Raw genomic sequence first — 22,903 nt, 5'->3', positions numbered from 1 at the left:
GTGCGGGTGGAACGGAGTGCCATGTCGAGCCCCTCTTGTGCCCTGGCTCTCGGCGCGCCCGCGGCGCTGGAGATCCCCCGAGGGCGGGACGGCGGAGCAAGGATCCCTCGGGACGCTTCTCCAGTACCCCGGGCCGGCCGCCGTGAGGCGGGCACGATCTCCGGTGGGTGGGGGGTGGAGAAACTGCTGGTGCAGGAGTTGCGGGTACTGCGAACCGCCCGGTGCCGGCCGGCCGTGGGAGGCCGGGGGGTGCGGTGGTGCCGGGCGGGGTCCATGGGTGGGGAACGGTCAGGCGACCGGGATCACCGGGACGACGCCCTCGCGGTGCACGGTGCCCTCGATCAGGCCGTACATCCGGTCGGCGGCGTAGTAGACCTCGTTGTCGTTCTTGAGGCCGAACGGCTCCAGGTCGACCAGGAAGTGGTGCTTGTTGGGCAGCTCCAGGCGGACCTCGTCCACCTCGGCGCGGTTGTTCAGGACCCGGGTGCCCATCGAGTGCAGGGTCTGCTGCAGCGAGTAGGAGTAGGTCTCGGCGAAGGCCTCCAGGAGGTGGCGCCGCACATGGGTGTAGGAGCGGTTCCAGTTGGGCTGGGGCTCCTCGTCCCGGCCGTCGAAGCCGTACTTCCAGCGGGCCGTCACCTGGGTGGCGAGGATCCGGTCGTACGCCTCCTGGAGGGTGGTGTACTTGTCCTTGATGTAGCCCCAGAACTCCGAGTTGGTGGAGTTCATCACCACGAGGTCCTTGAGGCCCGAGATCACCTGGACGGTCTCACCGTCGTAGACGACCTCGCAGGTGCGGGTCTCGCCGCCGTTGCGGACGAACGAGTGGCCGACTTCCTCCGAGCCGATGAAGCGGGCGGAGTTGTCCGGGGTCTTGATCCGGTCCCAGGTGTACTCCTCGATCCGGATCCGGGCCCGGTGGATCGGCTCGTTGTTGTCCACGAAGTGCTTCGCCAGCGTGATGCCGAACTGCTCCGCGGACTCGATCCCGTACTCCTTCGCGAAGGCGAAGACGGTGTTCTTGGTGGTGTCGGTGGGCAGGCAGTTGGCGTTGGAGCCGGTGAGGTGGACGTCGTCGAGGTCGCCGGAGAGGGCGACCGAGACGTTCAGGTCCTTGATCTCGTGACGGGTGCTGTCACGGTAGACGCGGACGATGCGGTTCTCCGCCTTGCCGTACTGGTTCTGACCGAGCACGTGGGCCATGACAGGCTCCCAATCAATCAAGCGGTCTAGCTTCCGCGGTAGACCGAGTATCCGAACGGGTTCAGCAGCAGCGGCACGTGGTAGTGGTGCTGCGCGGGTGCGACCGTGAAGACGATCGCGACCTCGGGGAAGAACGGCGGCTCCGCGGAGGTGCGCGCGTAGTACGCGGCGGTGTCGAAGAGCAGCCGGACGACCGAGCCCGCCTCCGCGGCCGGCAGGTCCTTGGCCCGGCCGTCGGAGTCCGTGGCGGAGGTGCCGAGCACCTTCCAGCCACCCTCGGTGTGCAGTGCGAGCTCGACCGGGACACCCTCGGCCGGGCGGCCGAGGCTGGTGTCGAGCACGTGGGTGGAGATGCCAGTCATGGGTGAAGTGACCTTACTGATGGCAGATGTGACGGTACGTCGTTAAGTCGGTACGTCGGTACGTCGAAGGTAACTGACGACGGGTCAGTTCTCGTCGAGCAGTCGGTTGATCCGAATGTCGTTGATCTTGCGAAGCTCGCCCCGGACGATCTCCGCCTCGGTGGCGGCGTCGTTCGGGAAGCGCTCCCGCAGGGCGGCGAGCATGGTGTCCGCGGTGCGGCCGGTCGCGCAGATCAGGAACACATGGCCGAACTTGGCCTCGTAGGCGGTGTTGGCCCGGTGCAGTTCGTCGAGGAGTGCGGTGTCCACTCCCCGGATGCCGGCCTGTTCGCGCTCGGAGGTGGCGTCACCCGCCTTGGGCGTGCCGATCCGGGCGTGGCCGGCCATCGCGTCGTGCAGGTCGGCGGCCGTCAGTGCGGCCATGGCCGCCGCGTTGGCGTCGAGCAGGGCCGCGCGGTCCGGCCAGGGCCGGGCCGATGCCACGGCGTCGGCCCAGGTGGGGCTGGAGCAGACCTCCAGCAGGAGCTCTCTCAGCTCGGCGGCGTCGGCCGCCGCAAGGGCGTCAAGGGTGTGGGGGTGGTTGGTCACGGGTGGACCTCCTGAAGAGTGGTGCCACCCGCACAAGCTAGATCCACCCAACCGGGCCGTCAACACTTTGTTGAACGGTTGGTGGTTACGTTTTGAACCGGCCCCGGTTGCCGGGCCGTTTCGTGTGCGATGAGACAAGTGTGCCCCGCCGGGGGCTGATGAAGACTGGCCGGGCCGGCGGGGCACACCCGGTCGGCCGACGCGGCCGACCGGGGTGTCGCAGGCTCAGCCGGACTTCGTGCCGTCCTGGCGGTTGAGGTAGTTGTACACGGTGAAGCGGCTCACGCCGAGCGCCGAGGCGACCGTCTCCACCCCGTGGCGGACGGTGAAGGCGCCCCGCTCCTCCAGGAGGGCGACCACGCGCTGCTTCTCCCAGCGGTCCAGCTCGGCCAGCGGCCGGCCGTCGAACTGGCGGGCCATCTCGGTCAGCAGCCGGTCCAGCGCACTGCTCAGGTGGGGCAGCCGGACGGCCAGGGCCGGGGTGCCCTCCCACTCCAGCAGGACGTCCTCGGCCTTCGCCTCCGCCAGCGGCACGGGCGTCGCGCCGACGGCCTCCAGCAGCGGCTTTATCGCGGCGGCGAGGGGGTGGTCCACGTGCTCGGTCACGGCGTACCGCCCTCCTCGCCCAGCACGCTGACCTGGACCGAGATCCGGGTCGCGCCGGCGTCCAGGGTCTCCCGGAGCAGCTTGGTCACGGCGGCCAGGACCTGGTCGGCCTCGCCCTCCGCGCCGGTTCCGAAGGGGCCGACCGCGACGGCCAGGCCGGCCTCGTCGACCACCTTCCGGGCCGCCACGGCGTGCTCCGGGAACGTGTCCAGTTCGAACGGTTCTGTCGTGAACTCCACCATCAATCGCACCCGCTCACTGTAGCGAGCGGGAGCGCGGCCGGTCATCGGGCGGTGGGCCGCCGGGGGGCGGCTGGTCGATCGAACAGCGCGGGCCCGGGGTGGGGGATCGGTTTCGGCCTCTTCAACAAATTGTTGCGACGGTCTTGACACTCGCTCGGCGCGGCGGACATGCTTCCACCAAGCAGAATCCCTCTTCCGGATCGTGGAAGTTGCGGATAGACGGAAGAGAGATGAGAGGTGATTGACGTGACTGCCGCCTCCGCGCACAGCTTCACCGTCAACCTGTCGATCCTGTTCGGCGAGCTCCCGCTCCTGGAGCGCCCGGCCGCTGCCGCCGCCGCCGGCTTCACCGCCGCCGAGCTGTGGTGGCCGTTCGGCGCGGAGCACGCCCCGTCCGAGGCCGAGCTGGACGCGCTCCGCAAGGCCTTCGGCGACGCCGGCGTGCGGCTGACCGGTCTCAACTTCCTGGACGACCTCAGCAAGGGCGCCCGCGGCACCGTCTCGGTCCCGGCCGAGAAGGAGCGCTTCCGGGCCAACGTGCCGGTCGCCGCCGGGCTGGCCGCCTCGCTCGGCACCACGGCGCTCAACGCGCTCTACGGCAACCGGATCGAGGGCGTGGACCCGGCCGAGCAGGACGCGCTCGCGCTGGAGAACCTCGTCGTCGCCGCGCGGGCCGCCCACGAGATCGGCGCCGTCCTGCTGATCGAGGCGCTGAACAAGCCCGAGTCCCCGGACTACCCGCTGGTCTCCGCGGCCGCCGCGGTCGAGGTGGTCGACAAGGTCAACGCCGCGACCGGCCTGGGCAACGCCAAGTTCCTCTGCGACCTCTACCACCTGGCCATGAACGGCGAGGACCTGGCGGCCGTGATCGACACCTACGCCGACCGCTTCGGCCACGTGCAGATCGCCGACAACCCCGGCCGCAACGAGCCGGGCACCGGCGGGCTGGACTTCGAGGACCTCTTCGCCCGGCTGACCGCCGCCGGCTACACCGGCCGGATCGGCCTGGAGTACCGCCCGGCGGGCGGCGTCAGCGCCGACAGCTTCGAGTGGCTCCCGCGCGAGCACCGCGCCGGCTAGCGCACCGCGCTCCGGCAGCCACCGCACCCCACCCCACCACGGACAAAGGAACGACGCGATGAGCCGCAAGATCGCCTTCATCGGCCTCGGCATCATGGGCAGCCCGATGGCCGCCAACCTCGTCAAGGCCGGCCACCACGTCACCGGCTACAACCTCACCCAGCCGCAGATCGACGCGCTGGTCGCGGTCGGCGGCCACGGTGCGAGCAGCATCGCGGACGCGGTGAAGGACGCCGAGGTCGTCATCACCATGGTCCCGGCCGACCCGCACGTCGAGCAGGCCGTCCTGGGCGAGGGCGGGGTGCTGGAGAACGTGCGGCCCGGCACGCTCGTCATCGACATGTCGAGCATCACCCCGCAGACCTCGATCAAGGTCGAGGCCGCCGCCAAGGAGAAGGGCGTCCGCACCCTGGACGCGCCGGTCTCCGGCGGCGAGGCCGGGGCCGTCGAGGCGGTGCTGTCGATCATGGTCGGCGGCGCGGCCGAGGACTTCGCCGAGGCGAAGCCGCTGTTCGACGTGCTGGGCACCACGGTCGTCCACGTCGGCCCGGCCGGCGCCGGCCAGACCGTCAAGGCCGCCAACCAGCTCATCGTCGCCGTCAACATCCAGGTGCTGGCCGAGGCCGTGGTGTTCCTGGAGAACGCCGGCGTCGACCTCGCGGCCGCGCTGGACGTGCTCGGCGGCGGCCTGGCCGGCTCGACGGTGCTGAACCGCAAGAAGGCGAACATGCTGAACCGCGAGTTCGCGCCGGGCTTCCGGATCGACCTGCACCACAAGGACATGGGCATCGTCACCGACGCCGCCCGCGCCGTGGGTGCCGCGCTGCCGGTCGGTGCGGTGGTGGCCCAGCTGGTCGCCTCCGCCCGCGCCAACGGCGACGGTTCGCTGGACCACTCGGCGCTGCTGCGCGGCGTCGAGCGGCTCTCCGGCCGCGAGCTCGCGTGACGCTCGCGGGACCGGCGGTACCCCCGCGGTACCTCTGAGACTCCTCCTGGTGGCGTGTACCTCACCGGTCGTGCCCGCGCCACCAGGAGGCCAGACCCGATCGGCAGGCGGGCCGGGGCTCATCCGCCTCCTGCCGATCGACCAAACCGGCGGCGCGCACTCCCTGTCGGGGGCACTTCGGTCGTGCCCGCGCGCCGCCCGGCCCCCTCCCTCGCCGAGGGGAGCCCCTCGTACGTCGGAAGCGGGACGAGGGGAACGGCGGGGAGGGGGCCGCACCCCGCGTCCCGGCCTCCCGGGGCACATGCTTGACGAACCAGCGCCAGAACCGTCCGGAAGTGAGGCCCGCACCATGCCCGCCACCCCCACCCAGGGCCATGTGGTCGTAGCTCCCGACAAGTTCAAGGGCACCCTGGAGGGCGCCGAGGTCGCCGCCCGGATCGCCGCCGGCATCCGCCGTGCCGCGCCCGGTGTCGAGGTCCGCGAACTGCCCGTCGCCGACGGCGGCGAGGGCACCCTGGCCGCCGCGCTGGCCGCCGGGTTCAGCAGGATCCCGGCCAAGGTGGCCGGCCCCACCGGCCTGCCGGTGGACGCCGCGCTCGCCGTCCGGGGCGACACCGCCGTGGTCGAGCTGGCGCAGTCCTCCGGGCTCGCCAGGCTCCCCGGCGGCCGGACCGCCCCGCTCGCGGCCGGCTCCTACGGGGTCGGCCAGCTGATCGGCCGGGCGGTGAGCCTGGGGGCCAAGCGGATCGTGCTCGGCCTGGGCGGCAGCGCCTGCACCGACGGCGGCGCGGGCATGGTCCAGGCGCTCGGCGCCGGGCTGCGGGACGCCGACGGCGCCGAACTGCCGCCGGGCGGCGCCGCACTGCGCAAGCTGGCCCGGCTCGACCTCGGACCGCTGGCCGACGTGCTCACCGGCGTCGAGGTCGTGGTGGCCTGCGACGTGGACAACCCACTGCTCGGCCCGCGCGGCGCGACCGCCGTCTACGGGCCGCAGAAGGGCGCCGACGGTGACGACCTGGTCGTACTGGAGGAGGGGCTGACCCGCTTCGCCGACGTGGTCGGCGAAGCGGTCGGCCGCGACGTCCGGGAGGCTCCCGGCGCCGGGGCCGCGGGCGGGGTGGGCTTCGCCGCCCTCGCCCTGCTCGGCGCCACCATGCGACCCGGCATCGAGTTGATGCTCGAACTGCTGGGTTTCGACGAGGCCGTGCGTGGGGCACGCCTCGTCGTGACCGGCGAGGGCTGCCTGGACGCTCAGACGCTCCACGGCAAGGCGCCCGCCGGAGTTGCCGCGGCGGCCGCCCGGGCGGGGGTTCGGGTGGCCGCTGTGGCCGGACGGCTGGAGCTGTCGGAGCGCGAGTGGCGGGCGGCCGGCTTCACCGCGGCCTACGCGCTCACGGACCTGGCGGAACAGCCGGGGGACAGCATGACCCGGGCCGGGGAGCTGGCCGAGGTCGCGGGGGAGCGCCTCGCGAGGGCGCTGCTGCGCGGCTGAGCGGGCCGTCCGGCTCTCGTACCTTCCTACATTGACGTTTTGTTGAAGGCGGCCCTAGGCTCCGGGCATTCCTTCGGCACACCCCACTCGTACCCAGGTTTTCGGAGGTCCCCCATGCCCCCCAGCGAGGCGTCCTTCAGCGAGACGGCGGTGATCCGCTCCCGCCGGGTCGTGCTGCCGGACGGCGAACGTCCCGCTGACGTGCTGATCCGCAACGGCACGATCGAGCGGATCGCCGGGCACGGCGCGCTCACGGCCGGCGGCGGCGGACTCACCGACCTCGGCGACACCGCCCTGCTCCCCGGTCTGGTCGACACCCACGTGCACGTCAACGAGCCCGGCCGGACCGAGTGGGAGGGGTTCGCCACCGCCACCCGGGCCGCCGCCGCCGGCGGGGTCACCACGATCATCGACATGCCGCTCAACTCCATCCCGCCCACCACCACGGTGGACGGCCTGGAGGCCAAGCGGAAGACCGCCGAGGGCCAGGCCTGGGTCGACCTCGGGTTCTGGGGCGGGGCCGTCCCCGGCAACGTGCCGGACCTCGAACCGCTGCACCGCGCGGGCGTGTTCGGCTTCAAGAGCTTCCTGGCGCCGTCCGGCGTGGACGAGTTCCCGCACGTCGAGCAGGCCGACCTGGAGGCCGCGCTGGCCGAGCAGGCCCGGATCGGCGCGCTGGCCATCATCCACGCCGAGGACCCGGCCGTGCTCGCCGCGGCCCCGCAGCAACCCGGCGTGCACTACCGCGACTTCCTCGCCTCCCGGCCCGCCGACGCGGAGACCGCGGCCGTCGCCCGGCTGCTCGACACCGCCCGCCGGACCGGCGCCCGGGTGCACATCCTGCACGTCTCCTCCGCCGCGGTGCTGCCGCTGCTGCGGCAGGCCCGCGCGGACGGCGTCCGGGTGACCGCCGAGACCTGCCCGCACTACCTCACGCTGGCCGCCGAGGAGGTGCCGGACGGCGACACCGCGTTCAAGTGCTGTCCGCCGATCCGCGACGAGGCCAACCGCGACGCGCTCTGGGCCGCGCTGGCCGCCGGCGAGTTCATCGCGATCGTCTCCGACCACTCGCCGTCCACCCCGGACCTCAAGCTGCTGCCCGAGTTCGGCGGCAGCGGCGACTTCGCGGCGGCCTGGGGCGGCATCGCCTCCCTCCAGCTCGGCCTGCCGGCGATCTGGACCGAGGCCCGCCGCCGCGGCCACACGCTGTCCGACGTGGTCCGCTGGATGGCGAGCGGGCCGGCCGCCCTGGTCGGCCTCACCGGCACCAAGGGCGCCATCGCCGTCGGCCACGACGCCGACCTGGTGGCCTTCGACCCGGACGGCGCGTTCGCGGTGCACGCCGCCGAGCTGCACCACCGCAATCCCGTCACCCCCTACGCGGGCCGCACGCTGACCGGCGCCGTCCGCACCACCTGGCTGCGCGGCCGGGTGGTCGACACCGCCGCCGAGCCCTTCGGCCGCCGGATCACCCGTCACCAGGAGACCCAGTGAGCACCGTCAACACCCCGAGCGCTCCGTTCACCGAGCTGGTCGACCTGGCCTCCCGGCGGCTCGGCGCGGGCGTCGTCGCCACCAACGAGGACACCTTCGCGGACGCGGAGAACCTGCTGGTCGCCAAGCCCGCGGAGTTCCGCGCGCACACCTTCGGCCACAAGGGCCAGATCATGGACGGCTGGGAGTCCAGGCGCCGCCGCGGCGCCGGCCCCGAGCAGCCGCACCCCACCGACGAGGACCACGACTGGGCGGTCGTCCGGCTCGGCGTCGGCGGAGTGATCCGCGGCCTCGTCGTGGACACCGCCCACTTCACCGGCAACTACCCGGAGAGCGCCTCGGTCGAGGCCGCCGCCGTTCCCGGGCACCCGTCGCCGGCGGAGCTCGCGGCCGCCGAGTGGGTCGAACTGCTGCCGCGCACCCCGCTCCGGGGCGACACCGCGCACGAGTTCGCGATAGCCGACGGCACCCGCTACACCCACGTACGCCTCAACATCTTCCCGGACGGCGGGGTCGCCCGGCTGCGGGTGCACGGCGAGGTGCTGCCCGACCCGCGCGAGCTGGACGGCCTCACCTTCGACCTGGCCGCCCAGGAGTTCGGCGGCGTGGCCGAGGCGGCGTCCGACCGCTACTTCTCCTCCCCGCACAACCTGAACGCTCCCGGCCGCGCCACCGTCATGGGCGAGGGCTGGGAGACCCGGCGTCGGCGCGACAAGGCCAACGACTGGGTGCAGATCGCCCTGGCCGGGGGCGGCGAGGTCCTTGCCGCCGAGGTGGATACCACCCACTTCGTCGCCAACGCCCCCGGCTGGGCCGACCTGACCGGCTACGACGCCACCGACGGCGGGGACCCGGCCACCGACCCCGACGGCTGGTTCGAGATCCTGCCCCGCACCCGCCTCCAGCCCGACACCCGGCACCGCCTGCGGCTCGACGTCGGCCGCCCGGCGACCCACGTCCGGATCAACGTGTACCCGGACGGCGGCCTCGCCCGGCTGCGCCTCACCGGCCGGCTGACCGAGTCGGGCCGTGCGGCCCTCGCCCTGCGCTGGTTCAACGCCGTTCCCGCCGCCGAGGCCGCCGCCGCGCTCACCGAGGCCGGTCTCACCGGCGCGGAGGCCGCCGACCTGGCCGCCGCCCGCCCGCTGGCGGACCGGGCCGCGGCCACCGCCGCCGTCGCCGCGCTGCGGCCGGGTGACGGCCCGGACGGCGAGCACTCCTCCCGCCGCCGCTCGGCCGTCTGGCGCCTGCTCGGCGTCTGAGACGCCGTCAACCTCCTCTCCACGCACGTCTTTGTCGACCCTGAAGGACCCTCCATGTCCAAGATCCTGACCACGGAGTCGGGCGCGCCCGTCGCCGACAACCAGAACTCGGCCTCGGCCGGCGAGTACGGCCCGCTGCTCATCCAGGACCAGCAGCTCCTGGAGAAGCTGGCCCGGTTCAACCGCGAGCGCATCCCGGAGCGCGTCGTGCACGCCCGGGGCTCCGGCGCCTACGGGTACTTCGAGGTCACCGACGAGGTGTCGCAGTACACCCGGGCGGCCTTCCTCTCCGAGGTCGGCAAGCGCACCGAACTGTTCCTGCGCTTCTCCACCGTGGCGGGCAACCTGGGTGCCAGCGACGCGGTGCGCGACCCGCGCGGCTTCGCGGTGAAGTTCTACACCGAGGAGGGCAACTACGACCTCGTCGGCAACAACACCCCGGTGTTCTTCATCAAGGACCCGATCAAGTTCCCGGACTTCATCCACTCGCAGAAGCGCGACCCGTACACGGGCGTCCAGGAGGCCGACAACGTCTGGGACTTCTGGGCCCACTCGCCGGCCTCCACCCACCAGATCACCTGGCTCTTCGGCGACCGCGGCATCCCGGCCTCGTACCGCCACATGAACGGCTACGGCTCGCACACCTACCAGTGGGTCAACGAGCAGGGCGACGCCTTCTGGGTGAAGTACCACTTCAAGACCAACCAGGGCATCCGCTCGCTGGACGGCGGCCAGTCCGCCGAGGTGCTCGGCGCCGACGCCGACAGCCACCAGCGCGACCTGCACCAGGCCATCGAGCGCGGCGTGTTCCCGAGCTGGACGCTGTACGTCCAGCTGATGCCGGTCGCCGAGGCCGCGGACTACCGCTTCAACCCCTTCGACCTGACCAAGGTGTGGCCGCACGCCGACTACCCGCTGGTCAAGGTCGGCCGCCTGGTGCTGAACAAGAACCCGGAGAACGTCTTCGCCGAGGTCGAGCAGTCGGCGTTCTCGCCGAACAACTTCGTGCCCGGCATCGGCCCGTCCCCGGACAAGATGCTCCAGGGCCGGCTGTTCGCCTACGCGGACGCCCAGCGCTACCGCCTCGGCGTCAACCACACGCTGCTCGCCGTCAACGCCCCCCGGGCGACCGAGGCGAACAACTACGGCCGCGACGGCTTCGCCGCCGTCAACAAGTCCGGCCGCGGCAAGAACTACGAGCCCAACTCGTACGACGGCCCGGCCCAGACCGACAACGCGCTCGCCGCGCCGGTCGCGCTGAACGGCCACACCGGCACCTACACCACGCCGGCGCACACCAAGGACGACGACTTCTTCCAGGCCGGTGAGCTCTACCGGCTGATGTCGGCCGGCGAGAAGACCCGCCTGATCGACAACATCGCGGGCTTCCTGGCGCAGGTGACGCGCGACGACATCGTCGAGAAGAACCTCGCCCACTTCCACGCGGCCGACGAGGAGTACGGCAGCCGGCTGGAGGCCGCCGTGGCCAAGCTCCGCGCCGGCGACGAGGGCTGACCCGGCGTCCCTCCGGTCCGCTGTGAACCACCCTCACCGGCCGCCGGGGCCCGCACCCCGGCGGCCGCACACCGAGCCTCTCCCCCCAGGGCAGTGGGGGAGGGGCCGTTGTGCTGTCCGCACAGAGCACCCGACACCGGCGCCGGTCAAGTTCTTTACCGTACCTGCACGAATATCCGCGGAGCGGCACCGGCCGACGTCCCCGGGTGGTTAGGCTGGAGAACACCCGCGGGTAACTCCCTGGGGGACATCGGAAGGGGACGACATGTCGACACCAGCCCCGGGTCGCCACGCCATGCTGGACGAGGGCGTGCCCGGTCCGTTCACCTCCCTGCAGCACGCCCTCAGACTGCTGGAGGCCGTCGACCGGCACCCCGGCGGTGCCACCCTGGTCTCCCTCGCCCGGGAGACGTCCCTGGCCCTGCCCACCGTCCGCCGGCTGGCCGAGATCCTGGAGGTCGAGGGCTACCTCCAGTGCCAGGACGGCGCTTGGGTGCTCGGCGGCACCTTCGCGCTGCTCGGGCAGTACAACCGGGAGCAGCTGGTCCGGGCCCGGCTGGACCGCAAACTCGCGGAGCTGCGGGACGAGTTGGGCGCGGCGGTGTACTTCACCCGGTACCACGACGGCGAGCTGTCGGTCGAGGCGGTGGCGGCCGCCGAGCACGCCCCGGCGGTGCAGGAGTGGGTGGACTTCCGGGCCACCGCGCACGCCAGCGCGATCGGCAAGTGCCTGCTCAGCCAGCTCGACCACGACGCCCGCCGGGACCACCTGTCCCGCCACCCGGTGGCCCGGCTCACCTCGCGGACCGTCGTCGACGCCGACCAGTTGATGCACCGGCTGGAGCGCCAGCCGGCCACCGTGCCGGTGCTGGACATCCAGGAGTACGCGCTCGGCACCGTCTGCGCCGCCGTGCCGGTGACGGCGGGGAGCACGGTCGGCTGCCTGGCCACCTCGATGCCGCTCGACAACGTGCACCGGCTCAAGGCGGCCGCCGAGCTGCTGGCCGCCCGGGCCGCGCCGCTGATGCTCGCGATGGCGGTCTGACCCTTCGGGGCCGCCCCCGTCCACGAGCCCCGCCGGACCCCGGCGGGGCTCGCGTGTTTCCAGGGCCGCCGTCCGGTGCACATCACCTATTAGACTCGATGTCGATAAGGGCTGCCGAAACCCTTGTAGCAGGCGCTACCCGCGAGTAAGTTGCCTGGTGCCGCGCGAGCCGAGCCGCCCCGCCCCCAGGTCAGGAGGGCCTCCATGCCCCGCACCACCACACCCGTTCCCGCCGTCGCCGCCCCGGCCGCCCGGGTCCACGACAGCCTCGTCCTGGAGCCCCGGGACGTCCGCTTCGACTGGTCCGGGCTGCCGCTGCACTGGATCCCCGACGAGCCGATGGCCACCCACGTCATCAACGTCCTGCACCTGCTGCTCCCGGAGGGCGAGCGCTGGTTCGTCAAGGTGTTCAAGGAGGCGCTGCCGCTGATCCGGGACGACCGGCTGCGCGAGGAGGTGCTGGGCTTCATCGGCCAGGAGGCCATCCACGCCGAGGCCCACCAGGAGGTGCTGGACCACCTGCTCGGCCAGGGCCTCGACCCGCGTCCCTACGTCCGCCAGGTCACCTGGCTGTTCCAGCGCGTCCTCGGGGACAAGCCCGGCCTCCCGCCCGTCCGGCGGCGCGAGAACATCGTCGAGCGGGTCGCCTTCGTCGCCGCGATCGAGCACTTCACCGCCTTCCTCGGCGACTGGGCGCTCAACTCCCCCGGCCTGGACCGGGCGAAGGCCGACCCGACGATGCTGGACCTGCTGCGCTGGCACGGCGCCGAGGAGGTCGAGCACCGCAGCGTCGCCTACGACCTGATGGTCCACCTCGACCCCGGCTACGCCCGCCGGATCCGCGGCATGGCCGTCTCCGGGCCGCTGCTGGTCCACCTCTGGGTGCGCGGCGCCCGCTTCCTGCTGGCCGCCGACCCCACCCTGGACGGCCGGATCCGGCCCAGCTGGCGGGAGGCCCGGCGGCTCGCCCGGCGCGGCCTGCTGCCCGACCCGGTCCGCTCGCTCCGCTCCGGCCTGCGCTACCTGCGTCCCGGCTACCACCCCACCCAGGAGGGCTCCTCCAGCCAGGCCCTCGGCTACCTCGCCACCTCCCCGGCCGCCCGCGCCGCCGCCCACTGACGCCAGGAGAGTCGCCCGGATGGACCTGCACAACCCGCCCCCGGACCTCTACGGCCGCCCCCGCGCGGACCGGTTCATGCGAGGCCTGACCGCCTTCGGCGACCGCTACACCCCCGCGCTGGGCGGCCCGCTGCTGCGCCGCAGCCCCCGGCGCCCGTTCGGCCGCCCCACCCCGGCGCTGCAGCTGGTGGTGACCGCCCGTCGGACGATCGCCACCGACGTCGTCGAGCTGCTGCTCGGCGACCCCTCCGGCGGGGCGCTCCCGCCCTGGCAGCCCGGCGCGCACCTGCGCCTCGCGCTGCCCTCGGGCCGCGAGCGGCACTACTCGCTCTGCGGCGACCCGGGCGACCGGCGGGCCTACCGGATCGCGGTCCGCCGGCTGCCCGGGGGAGGCGGCGGGTCGGAGGAGATCCACCGCGAGCTGCACCCCGGCACCCGGCTGACCGCCCGCCGCCCGCGCAACGGCTTCGCCTTCTGCGCCGAGCCGGCCGTCCTGCTGCTGGCCGGCGGCATCGGGATCACCCCGCTGCTGCCGATGGTCCACGAGGCCCGGCGGCACGGCCTGGACTGGCACCTCGTCCACGTCGGCCGCAGCGCCGACACCCTCCCCTACGCGGAGCTGCTGCGCGGCCTCGACCCGGGCCGGGTCCACCTGCGCACCGACGACGAGCACGGCGGGGTGCCCACCGGCGCCGAGCTGCTGGCCCACGCCCCGCGCGGCGCCGCCGTCTACTGCTGCGGCCCGGCCCCCATGCTGACCGCCGTCCAGCGCGCGCTGGACGGATCGCCGGCCCGGGCCCTGCACTTCGAGCGGTTCGGCGCCGCCCCGGTCACCGGCGGCGAGCCGTTCGCCGTCCAGCTCGGCACGGACGGCCCGGTGCTGGACGTCCCCGCCGACCGGTCGGCCCTGGACGTGCTCCGCGAGGCCCGTCCGGACCTGCCGTACTCCTGCCACCAGGGCTTCTGCGGCACCTGCGAGGTCCGGCTGGTGGCCGGCGCCGCGGACCACCGCGACCGCCGCCTCACCCCCGAGCAGCGCGCCGCCGGCGCCCTGCTGCCCTGCGTCTCCCGGGCCGCCGGGGGCGAGACCCTCGTCCTGGACCTCTAGCACTGGAGCCCGCCGTGCTGCTTCGCCCCCCGGCCGTGCCCCGCACCCCGGCCTTCCCGTTCACCGACCACGACCTGGACCGCTTCCGCGAGGTCCAGCAACTCGCCTACCACTGCGCCGAACAGGTCGCCGCCTGGATCGAACCGGGGGTGACCGAGCGGCAGGCCACCGCCGAGCTGCGCCGGTGCCTGGTCGCCGCCGGCGTGCAGGACTTCTTCCACGTCCCCTTCGCCTGGTTCGGCGACCGCACCGCCTTCCGGCACTTCCGCACCCCGCTGCAGTTCTTCGCCGGCGACCGCCGGCTGGAGGACGGCATGCCGTACGTCCTGGACTGCGCGCCGATCGTGGACGGCTACACCGCCGACATCGGCTACGGCGGCAAGGTCGGCGAGAACCCGGTCTGGGACCGGCTGGCCGCCGACCTCCGGGTCTACCGCGAGCTGATCCTCACCGAGGTCCGCGCCCGCCGCCCGCTCGACGAGGTGTACGCGGCGGTGGACGCGCAGATCGCCGCGCACGGCTACGACAACCGCCACCGGGTCTACCCGGGCCGGGTGATCGGCCACCAGGTCACCCGGACCACCAGCCGCGGCCCGGCCGGGGTGAACGTCCTCGGCTTCGGGGTGCGTACACTCCAGACGCTCGGCCGCGAGCTGATCGGCGAGCGCCTCCAGGGCCGCTCCCCGCTCTGGGCGGACGGCCGGTCCTCCCGGCACGCGCCGACCCCGGGCCTGTGGGCGGTGGAGCCGCACATCGGGTTCCGCGCGGTGGGCATCAAGTTCGAGGAGCTGCTGGTGGTCACCGCGGACGACGCGTACTGGCTCGACGACGACCTGCCGCACGTGCGGCGCTGGACCGCTGCCCACGCCGAGGCGACCGCCCAGGAGGCGACCCGATGACCACCACCCGCCGCCGCACCGTCCACTCCGGCGGGCTGCCGCTCGCCGTCTTCGAGGACGGCGACCCCGACGCGCCCACCGTCCTGCTGGTGCACGGCTACCCGGACACCCACGTGGTCTGGGACGACATCGCCGCCGACCTCGCCCGCGACCACCACGTGGTCCGCTACGACGTACGCGGCGCCGGCGAGTCCGGAGCGCCCGCCTCGCGCGAGGGCTACCGGCTGGAGCACCTGGCCGCCGACCTCTTCGCGGTCGCCGACGCGGTCAGCCCGGACCGCCCGGTGCACGTGGTCGCCCACGACTGGGGCTCGCTGCAGTCCTGGGAGGCCGTCACCTCGCCCGGCGCCGAGCGGCGGCTCGCCTCCTACACCACGATGTCCGGCCCCTGCCTGGACCACATCGGCCACTGGATGCGCGAGCGCTACCGCCGCCCCACCCCGCGCCACCTGCGGCAACTGCTCGCGCAGGGCGTGCACTCCTGGTACATCACGGCCTTCCACCTGCCCTACCTCGCCCCTGGCATCTGGCGGCTCGGCCTGGCCCGCGCCTGGCCCCGGGTGCTGCGCGACCTGGAGGCCGTCACCCCGCGGCCCGGCCACCCGCAGCCCACCCTGCGGCGGGACGCGGTGCGCGGCATCGAGCTCTACCGGGCCAACATGCGCCCCACCCTGCGCAATCCGCGCGAGCGGCCCACTGAGGTGCCGGTCCAGCTGATCACCCTCACCCGGGACCACTACGTCGGCGAGTACCTCTCCGAGGGGCTGGAGCGCTGGGTGCCCAGGCTGACCCGCCGCTCCCTGCACGCCACCCACTGGTCCGCCCTCCTGGAGAAGGGAACCGCCGTGGCCGGGATGGTCCGCGAGTTCACCGCCGGTGTCGACGCCGGACAGGCCCCCGACCCGGCCGGCGACGGCCCGCTGGTCGTCATCACCGGCGGCGGCAGCGGCATCGGCCGGGCCACCGCGCTCGCCTTCGCCGAGGAGGGCGCCCGGGTGGTGGTCTGCGACCTCGACCACGACGCCGCCCGGCGCACCGCCGAACTCGCCTCCCTGCTCGGCCCCCAGGCGCACGCCTACCGGGTCGACGTCAGCGACGGTGCCGCCGTCGACGCCTTCGCCGAGGCGGTCGCCGCCGCGCACGGCGTCCCCGACGTGGTGGTCAACAACGCGGGCATCGGCCACTCCGGGACGTTCCTGGAGACCACCGAGAAGGAGTGGCAGCGCGTCCTGGACGTCAACCTCTGGGGCGTGATCCACGGCTGCCGCGCCTTCGGCTCGCTGATGGCCGACCGCGGCCGGGGCGGGCACATCGTCAACCTCGCCTCGGCCGCCGCCTACCTGCCGTCCAAGGCGCTCACCGCCTACGCCACCAGCAAGGCGGCCGTGTTCATGCTCTCCGACTGCCTGCGCGCCGAACTCGCCGGGCACGGCATCGGCGTCTCGACCATCTGCCCCGGCATCGTCAACACCAACATCACCCGCACCTCCACCTTCTCCGCCACCAGCGCCGACCAGCAGGCGGCCAAGCAGGCCCGCGCCGCGAAGCTCTACGCCCGCCGGGGCTTTCCGCCGGAGAAGGTCGCCACCGCGATCCTGCACGCCGTCCGCACCGGCAAGCCGGTCGTCCCGGTCACCCCCGAGGCCAAGGCCGCCCGCTTCCTCAGCCGCCTCTCCCCGGGCCTGCTGCGCCTGGCGGCCCGCCTCAACGTGACCTGAGGGACCGGCCGGTGGGCCTGTGATATCGGGTAGGCTGGAAATCGATATCACAGGCCCAGCTCGCTCGGGAGGCCCGCCATGGCTCGCACCGTGATAGACGTCAACGACACGCTCCTCGCCGAGGCCGCGGAGATCTTCGGGACGACCACCAAGGTCGCCACGGTCAACGCGGCCCTGGAGGACGCGATCAAGCGCCGCAAGCGCGAGTCCTTCTTCACCTGGCTCTCCGAGGGCGGACTGCCCGACCTCACCGGCCAGGCGCACCCGGGTGAGTAAGCGCTTCCTGATCGACAAGTCGGCCTTCGCCCGGTACCCGAAACCTGCCGTCCGCGCCGCGATCGAGCCGCTGCACAACGCCGGACTCCTCGCCGTCTGCGGGGCCGTCGAGCTGGAGGTCATGCACAGCGCCCGCTCGAAGGCCGATGCCGAGCGCATTCGCGAAGGAATGCGCGGCTTCGACTGGCTTCCGACGCCGGACGAGGTCTGGGACCGGGCGATCGAGGTGCAGGCACGACTGACGGCCGCCGGCAACTGGCGGGCCCTGTCGGTCGCGGACCTCGTCATCGCCGCCACGGCCGAGCGTCACGGCGCGACCGTCCTGCACTACGACGGTGACTACGACATGATCGCCGCCGTGACCGGTCAATCCACCCGCTGGGTCGTTCCGCCGGGTACGGCCGACTGACCCGCCCCCCGCGGCGCCGGGAGCCTGCCGCGTGCGCTCGTACGTCGTCGCGGGTGGCCGCATCGACGGGCCGGCGGCGAAGACATGATGCCGCCGCCCGACGGCACGGCGCGGTAAGTCCCGGATTCCCGGGGCAGCATCCATGGTGTCGGAGGAAGCACGAGCGAAGGACGGGACATGGCACAGCCGCTCACGGGCAAGGTCGCCCTGGTCGCCGGGGCGACCCGGGGGGCCGGGCGGGGGATCGCGGTGCAGCTGGGGGCCGCCGGGGCGACGGTCTACGCGACCGGGCGCAGTGCCGGCGGGCACCGCTCGGAGTACGGGCGGGCGGAGACCCTGGAGGAGACGGCGGCACTGGTCACCGCGGCCGGCGGCCGGGGGATCGCGGTCCGCGCGGACCACCTCGTCCCCGCCGAGGTCGAGGCCGTGGCGCGGCGGATCGAGGCCGAGCAGGGCGGGCTCGACGTCCTGGTGAACGACATCTGGGGCGGCGAGAACCTCTTCGAGTGGGAGAGCCCGGTCTGGGAGCACGACCTGGACAACGGGCTGCGCCTGCTGCGCCTGGCCGTCGAGACGCACGTGATCACCAACCACCACCTGCTGCCGCTGTTGCTGCGCCGCCCGGGCGGTCTGGTGGTGGAGATGACCGACGGCACCGCCGACTACAACGCCACCCGTTACCGGAACTCGCTCTGCTACGACCTCGCCAAGTCCGCGGTGCTGCGGATGGCCTTCGCGCTGGGCCACGAGCTGGCCCCGCGCGGGGCGACGGCGGTCGCGCTGACCCCCGGCTGGATGCGCTCCGAGATGATGCTGGAGCACTTCGGCGTCACCGAGGAGAACTGGCGCGACGCGACCGCGAAGCAGCCCGGTTTCGGCGTCTCGGAGTCGCCCGGCTACGTCGGCCGCGCCGTGGTGGCGCTGGCCTGCGACCCCGGGGTGGCGCGCTTCAACGGCAGCTCGCTCTCCAGCGGCGCCCTGGCGAAGGAGTACGGCTTCACCGACCTGGACGGCAGCCGCCCGGACGCCTGGCGCTACCTGGTCGACCAGGAGACGGCGGACGGCCCGCTGGACCCGGCCGGCTACCGCTGAGCGAGGCCGCGGCGCGCGGCCGGGCGCGCCGTGGCCGCTCCGGGCCGGGCATTTGGTACCCAGGAGTTCCATCACCCAGCGGAAGCGAGGGAACCCCCATGGCCACCGGCACCGTGCAGTCCTACCACGCCGACCACGGCTACGGCCTGATCACCCCCGACGAGGACGGCCCCGCCCTCTACGTCTACTTCGACTCGATCCTGGCCGAGGGCGACCGCGTCCTCACCGAGGGGCGGCGGGTGGAGTACGAGCCGATGGAGCAGGAGGGGCGCTGGGTGGCCGAGCGGGTGCGCCCGCTCTGACCCGCGGTCGGCCCGCTCCGGCCGGCCGAGGCCCTACGATCAAGGCCCATGGAGATGACGACCGCCCTGTGGTCCTTCGCCCTCGTGGTGGGACTGCTCACGCTCACGCCCGGGATCGACACCGCGCTGGTGCTGCGCACCTCCGCCCTGGGGGAGCGCCGGCAGGCCTGGGGCGTGGTGCTCGGCATCCAGACCGGGACCCTGATCTGGGGCACCCTCACCTCGGCCGGGGTGACCGCCCTGCTGACCGCCTCCCACCTGGCGTACGAGGTCCTGCGCTGGACCGGGGCCGCGTACCTGGTCTGGATGGGGATCGGCCTGCTGCGCAACCGGGGCGGCGGGGCCGAACCGGAGCGGCTGCCGACCGGCGGCGGGGTCCGGTCCGGCTGGCGGCGCGGCACGCTCACCAATCTGCTCAATCCCAAGGTCGGCGTCTTCTACGTCGCCGTGCTGCCGCAGTTCATCCCCGCGGGGGCCCCGCACTTCGCCGCCGGGGTGGCCCTGACCTGCGTCCACGTCGTGGAGGGGCTGCTCTGGTCGGCCGTGCTGGTGGGCTTCGCCAGGGCGGTGCGCGGCTGGCTGAGTCGGCCCGCCGCGCGCCGGCTGCTGGACCGGGTGACGGGTGCGGTGGTGGTGGGCTTCGGGGTGCGGCTGGCGCTCTCGGAGTAGCCCGCCCGGCGCGCTGCCCGACGTCACCCGGGTGGTGGCGCCGGATGGCCGGGCGGGCGGGGGCGGGGCTGCATGGGAGGCGACGGAGCCCATCCGACGGGAGCAGCGCATGGCCATCATCGTGATGTTCGAATTCCCCGGTACCACCCGGGACCAGTACGAGGAGGCGGTGGACCGGCTGACCGGCGGCACCGGGCTGAACGCGCCCTCGGACTGGCCGGTGCGCGGGCTGGTCCTGCACGTGTCCGGTCCGACGCCGGGCGGCGGCTGGCACGTCACCGAAGTGTGGGAGTCCCGGGAGGCCTTCGAGCACTTCTCGGCGGTGCTGCTGCCGATCCTCCAGGAGGTCGGCATCCCGGCCGCACCGCCGCTGATCCGCGAGGTCCACGACGTCGTGCGGTGACGGCGGGGCCGGGCCGCGCCGCGGTCAGGCCGCGTGGGACCGCGCGTCCCCGGTGGCCGGACCGGCCGCCCGCGCCAGGTCGTGGTGGATCGGCCCCTCGCCGCGGCTCAACGGCAGGCAGCTGCCGCCGCGCCGGTGGGCGACGATCTCGGCGGCGACCGAGACGGCGGTCTCCTCGGGGGTCCGGGCACCGAGGTCCAGGCCGATCGGCGAGCGCAGCCGGCCGATCTCGGCGTCGGTCAGGCCGACCTCGCGCAGCCGGGTGTTGCGGTCCCGGTGGGTGCGGCGCGAGCCCATCGCGCCGATGTAGCCGACCGGCAGCCGCAGCGCGCGCTCCAGCAGGGGGATGTCGAACTTGGCGTCGTGGGTGAGGACGCAGAGCACCGTCCGCCCGTCGATCCGGTCCAGCTGGGAGTCCAGGTAGCGGTGCGGCCAGTCGACCACCACCTGGTCGGCCTCGGGGAAGCGCCGCTCGGTGGCGAAGACCGGCCGGGCGTCGCAGACGGTGACGTGGTAGCCGAGGAACTTGCCGATCCGCACCACGGCGGCGGCGAAGTCGATCGCCCCGAAGACGATCATCCGCGGCGCGGGGACGTAGGACTCGACGAAGAAGGTGACGGTGCCCTGCTCCCGGTCGTCGCAGGGGCGTCCGTCGAGGGCGAGGACCAGGCGGCCGGTGCGCCCGGCGTCCAGCATGGCGCGGGCCTCGGCGACCACGGCGCGCTCCAGCGGGGCCACGGTGGTGGGCGCGGGGGAGAGAGCCCCGTGGTGGGTGTCGGCGGTGACGGCGACGGTGGCGCCGACCAGCGCGGCGGGGCCGTCGATCACCCGGGCCAGGGCGACCGGGGTGCCGGAGGCGAGGTAGGTGATGCCGGCGTCGAGTGCGGGGTCGGTGCCGGGGACGACCGGCTGGACGAAGACGTCCAGCACGCCGCCGCAGGTCAGGCCGACCGCGAAGGCGTCCTCGTCGCTGTAGCCGAAGCGTTCCAGCACCGGCCGGCCGGACTCGATGGCGGCCTGGCAGAGCTCGTAGACGGCTCCCTCGACGCAGCCGCCGGAGACGCTGCCGATCGCCTCGCCGGCCGCGTCGACGGCGAGCGCGGCACCCGGGTCGCGCGGCGCGCTGCCGGAGACCCCGACCACCGTGGCCACGGCGAAGGAACGCCCGGACGCGTGCCAGGCCTGCAGCTGCTCGGCGATGTCGTGCATGTCGGGGAGCTCCTTAACACCTCGGAAGACGGAACGGGAGGTGCCGCCGTACGGGAAACGATTCCCGTACGGCGGCGGTGCTGCTAGTGGACGCCCAGCCAGGACTTGATCGGAGTGAGCGCGAAGTAGACCACGAACACGCCGGTGAGGATCCACATCAGCGGGCCGGGCTCGCGCCACTTGCCGGTGCCGGCCTTGATGACGGTGTACGAGATGACGCCCGCGGCGACACCGGCGGTGATGCTGTAGGTGAACGGCATCAGGGTGCAGGTGAGGAAGGCCGGGATGGCGACCTCGCGGTCCGACCAGTCGATGTGCCGGGCCTGGCTCATCATCATCGAGCCGATGACGACCAGGGCCGCGGAGGCGACCTCGGTGGGGACGATCGCGGCGAGCGGCGAGAAGAACAGCATGAGGGCGAACACGCCGCCGGTGACGGTCGAGGCGAGGCCGGTCCGGGCGCCGTCACCGACGCCGGTGGCCGACTCGACGAACACGGTCTGGCCGGAGGAGCCCGCGACACCGCCGATGGCACCGCCGGCGCCGTCGATGAACAGCGCCTTGGACAGGCCGGGCATCCGGCCCTGCTTGTCGGCCAGGCCCGCCTCGGTGCCGACGCCGATGATGGTGGCCATCGCGTCGAAGAAGCCGGCCAGGACCAGGGTGAAGACGGCGACCGAGGCGCTGATCGCGCCGAGGCCGTGGCTGCCGAAGGCCCCGAAGACGTCGATGTGACCGAAGAGGCCGAAGTCGGGTGCGGAGACCGGGCCGCCGCTCGGCCACACCGGGGCGGAGCTGACCCAGGTCTTCGCCGGGAGGTCGGCGACCGCGTTGATGACGAAGGCCACCACGGTGCCGCCGGCGATGCCGATCAGGATCGCGCCGCGGACGTTGCGGGCCAGCAGGACGAAGATCGTCAGCACCGTGAGGCAGAAGACCAGCACGGGCCAGCCGGCGAGTTCGCCGAAGGGGCCGAGCGCGAGCGGGGTGGGACCGCCGGTGTGCACGAAGCCGGCCTTGACCAGGCCGATCAGCGAGACGAAGAGGCCGATGCCGATGGTGATGGCGTGCTTGAGCGGCAGGGGGATGCCGTTCATGATCTTCTCGCGCAGTCCGGAGACCACCAGCAGGACGATCAGCAGGCCGTAGACGACGCAGAGGCCCATCGCCTGGGGCCAGGTGGTGTGCGGTACCACCAGGGCGGATATCACGCCGGAGACGGAGAGGCCGGCGGCGACCGCGAGGGGGACGTTGCCGACCACGCCCATCAGGATCGTGGTGACGGCGGCGGCGAGCGCGGTGGCGGTCGTGAGCTGGGCGTGGTCCAGCTTGAGGCCGTTGACGTCGGCGCCGCTCAGGATGATCGGGTTGAGCAGGACGATGTAGGCCATCGCCATGAAGGTGGTGAGGCCACCGCGGATCTCGTTGCCGAAGGTCGATCCCCGGGCCGTGATCTTGAAGTACGCGTCCATGGCGTTCTTCGGCGGTGTGACCGGGGCCGACGTGGGGGTGTCGTCCTCGGTGGGTCTGTCTTCAGTGGTGCCGGGCTCCGTGGGGATCCTGGTCATGTCCACTCCCAAGTGTCAAAGGGGGTTGGGGTGGGCGAGCCGACCTGACAGCCAGTCAACGAAGTTGGCACAGGGGGACGATTCGACTCACTGGGCGCACTCTGTGGCAGTGCTGCGGTGCAGTGCGTTCCACCGGCCGTCGGCCGGGGGTGGGTGGTGCGCACCGCTGCAGAACCCCGGCGTGGGAGAGGCAGCGGGAGGATGCGTTCGCTTTGCTTCGGCTGGTGCATGTGTGGTGCCCGTACTTCGGGGTGGAACTGCCCCGGGGCGGCGGGGAAGACGGTCGCCGCCCCGGG

Annotated in this window: 24 protein-coding genes; 17 read left to right on the top strand and 7 right to left on the bottom strand. The window is 73.2% G+C overall.

The features are described from left to right. Positions 1 to 288 precede the first annotated feature (288 nt). From pucL to ABZ495_RS12355, 5 genes are all read right to left on the bottom strand, one after another. Positions 289 to 1,203, bottom strand: a complete 915-nt coding sequence (gene pucL, locus ABZ495_RS12375; protein WP_329490592.1) for a factor-independent urate hydroxylase — start codon at positions 1,201 to 1,203, stop codon at positions 289 to 291. Positions 1,204 to 1,229: 26 nt separating this feature from the next. Continuing rightward, positions 1,230 to 1,565, bottom strand: coding sequence for a hydroxyisourate hydrolase (uraH, locus tag ABZ495_RS12370; protein WP_329490593.1), 336 nt, complete (start codon positions 1,563 to 1,565; stop codon positions 1,230 to 1,232). Between the two features lie 84 nt (positions 1,566 to 1,649). Further along, positions 1,650 to 2,153 (bottom strand): 2-oxo-4-hydroxy-4-carboxy-5-ureidoimidazoline decarboxylase, encoded by a 504-nt coding sequence (uraD, locus tag ABZ495_RS12365; RefSeq protein ID WP_359804306.1) that lies wholly within the window; start codon positions 2,151 to 2,153, stop codon positions 1,650 to 1,652. A 225-nt stretch (positions 2,154 to 2,378) separates the two neighbouring features. Beyond that, the gene (locus ABZ495_RS12360) at positions 2,379 to 2,759 is read right to left on the bottom strand and encodes a helix-turn-helix domain-containing protein (RefSeq protein WP_329490595.1); all 381 of its coding nucleotides are present in this window, start codon (positions 2,757 to 2,759) and stop codon (positions 2,379 to 2,381) included. Further along, positions 2,756 to 3,010, bottom strand: a complete 255-nt coding sequence (locus ABZ495_RS12355) for a thiamine-binding protein (protein WP_329490596.1) — start codon at positions 3,008 to 3,010, stop codon at positions 2,756 to 2,758. The genes ABZ495_RS12360 and ABZ495_RS12355 overlap by 4 nt, the downstream gene beginning before the upstream one ends. A 228-nt stretch (positions 3,011 to 3,238) precedes the next feature. Between ABZ495_RS12355 and ABZ495_RS12350 the strand changes: the two genes are divergently transcribed. The 17 genes from ABZ495_RS12350 to ABZ495_RS12270 all read left to right on the top strand — a co-directional run bounded on the left by ABZ495_RS12350 (position 3,239) and on the right by ABZ495_RS12270 (position 19,830). Then, positions 3,239 to 4,081: a TIM barrel protein gene (locus ABZ495_RS12350; RefSeq protein WP_359804307.1), complete on the top strand. Its 843-nt coding sequence runs from the start codon at positions 3,239 to 3,241 to the stop codon at positions 4,079 to 4,081. Between the two features lie 58 nt (positions 4,082 to 4,139). Next, entirely contained in the window at positions 4,140 to 5,027 is an 888-nt protein-coding gene (locus ABZ495_RS12345) for a 2-hydroxy-3-oxopropionate reductase (RefSeq protein ID WP_329490598.1), read from the top strand. 349 nt (positions 5,028 to 5,376) lie between these two features. Beyond that, a complete protein-coding gene (locus ABZ495_RS12340; RefSeq protein WP_359835601.1) occupies positions 5,377 to 6,519 on the top strand; it encodes a glycerate kinase in 1,143 nt (380 codons plus the stop codon). Between the two features lie 114 nt (positions 6,520 to 6,633). Beyond that, positions 6,634 to 8,013: an allantoinase AllB gene (allB, locus tag ABZ495_RS12335; RefSeq protein WP_359835599.1), complete on the top strand. Its 1,380-nt coding sequence runs from the start codon at positions 6,634 to 6,636 to the stop codon at positions 8,011 to 8,013. Then, the gene (gene alc, locus ABZ495_RS12330) at positions 8,010 to 9,275 is read left to right on the top strand and encodes an allantoicase (protein WP_359835597.1); all 1,266 of its coding nucleotides are present in this window, start codon (positions 8,010 to 8,012) and stop codon (positions 9,273 to 9,275) included. The genes allB and alc overlap by 4 nt, the downstream gene beginning before the upstream one ends. A gap of 54 nt (positions 9,276 to 9,329) precedes the next feature. Next, positions 9,330 to 10,790 (top strand): catalase, encoded by a 1,461-nt coding sequence (locus tag ABZ495_RS12325; RefSeq protein ID WP_359804311.1) that lies wholly within the window; start codon positions 9,330 to 9,332, stop codon positions 10,788 to 10,790. A gap of 265 nt (positions 10,791 to 11,055) precedes the next feature. Then, positions 11,056 to 11,835 (top strand): IclR family transcriptional regulator C-terminal domain-containing protein, encoded by a 780-nt coding sequence (locus tag ABZ495_RS12320; RefSeq protein ID WP_359835595.1) that lies wholly within the window; start codon positions 11,056 to 11,058, stop codon positions 11,833 to 11,835. A gap of 204 nt (positions 11,836 to 12,039) precedes the next feature. Further along, positions 12,040 to 12,954, top strand: a complete 915-nt coding sequence (locus tag ABZ495_RS12315; protein ID WP_329490604.1) for a metal-dependent hydrolase — start codon at positions 12,040 to 12,042, stop codon at positions 12,952 to 12,954. 19 nt (positions 12,955 to 12,973) lie between these two features. Then, positions 12,974 to 14,062, top strand: a complete 1,089-nt coding sequence (locus ABZ495_RS12310) for a PDR/VanB family oxidoreductase (protein WP_359804312.1) — start codon at positions 12,974 to 12,976, stop codon at positions 14,060 to 14,062. Positions 14,063 to 14,076: 14 nt separating this feature from the next. Next, a complete protein-coding gene (locus ABZ495_RS12305) occupies positions 14,077 to 14,961 on the top strand; it encodes a M24 family metallopeptidase (RefSeq protein ID WP_359835593.1) in 885 nt (294 codons plus the stop codon). Then, positions 14,958 to 16,679 (top strand): SDR family oxidoreductase, encoded by a 1,722-nt coding sequence (locus ABZ495_RS12300; RefSeq protein ID WP_359804314.1) that lies wholly within the window; start codon positions 14,958 to 14,960, stop codon positions 16,677 to 16,679. The genes ABZ495_RS12305 and ABZ495_RS12300 overlap by 4 nt, the downstream gene beginning before the upstream one ends. 78 nt (positions 16,680 to 16,757) lie before the next feature. Continuing rightward, a complete protein-coding gene (locus ABZ495_RS12295) occupies positions 16,758 to 16,955 on the top strand; it encodes a type II toxin-antitoxin system VapB family antitoxin (protein ID WP_359804315.1) in 198 nt (65 codons plus the stop codon). Beyond that, a complete protein-coding gene (locus ABZ495_RS12290; RefSeq protein ID WP_359804316.1) occupies positions 16,948 to 17,364 on the top strand; it encodes a PIN domain nuclease in 417 nt (138 codons plus the stop codon). Before ABZ495_RS12295 ends, ABZ495_RS12290 begins: the two co-directional genes overlap by 8 nt. A 177-nt stretch (positions 17,365 to 17,541) precedes the next feature. After that, positions 17,542 to 18,456 (top strand): SDR family oxidoreductase, encoded by a 915-nt coding sequence (locus ABZ495_RS12285; protein WP_359804317.1) that lies wholly within the window; start codon positions 17,542 to 17,544, stop codon positions 18,454 to 18,456. A gap of 98 nt (positions 18,457 to 18,554) precedes the next feature. Next, positions 18,555 to 18,758, top strand: coding sequence for a cold shock domain-containing protein (locus ABZ495_RS12280; protein ID WP_359804318.1), 204 nt, complete (start codon positions 18,555 to 18,557; stop codon positions 18,756 to 18,758). A gap of 48 nt (positions 18,759 to 18,806) precedes the next feature. Beyond that, on the top strand, positions 18,807 to 19,427 hold the full coding sequence (locus ABZ495_RS12275; RefSeq protein ID WP_329490612.1) for a LysE family translocator: 621 nt from the start codon (positions 18,807 to 18,809) through the stop codon (positions 19,425 to 19,427). A gap of 109 nt (positions 19,428 to 19,536) precedes the next feature. Beyond that, entirely contained in the window at positions 19,537 to 19,830 is a 294-nt protein-coding gene (locus tag ABZ495_RS12270) for a hypothetical protein (protein ID WP_329490613.1), read from the top strand. 24 nt (positions 19,831 to 19,854) lie between these two features. Here ABZ495_RS12270 and ABZ495_RS12265 read toward each other — a convergent pair whose 3' ends face one another. Both ABZ495_RS12265 and ABZ495_RS12260 read right to left on the bottom strand, forming a co-directional pair. Continuing rightward, complete coding sequence (locus ABZ495_RS12265) at positions 19,855 to 21,039, bottom strand: XdhC/CoxI family protein (RefSeq protein ID WP_359835591.1); 1,185 nt, start codon at positions 21,037 to 21,039, stop codon at positions 19,855 to 19,857. A gap of 83 nt (positions 21,040 to 21,122) precedes the next feature. Further along, positions 21,123 to 22,607 (bottom strand): NCS2 family permease, encoded by a 1,485-nt coding sequence (locus ABZ495_RS12260; RefSeq protein WP_359835590.1) that lies wholly within the window; start codon positions 22,605 to 22,607, stop codon positions 21,123 to 21,125. Positions 22,608 to 22,903 lie beyond the last annotated feature (296 nt).

This window comes from Kitasatospora sp. NPDC005748 (genome assembly GCF_040630735.1).
Classification (GTDB): domain Bacteria; phylum Actinomycetota; class Actinomycetes; order Streptomycetales; family Streptomycetaceae; genus Kitasatospora.
Note: the sequence above shows the minus strand (reverse complement) of the source record. Positions and strands in the feature narration are given on the sequence as shown.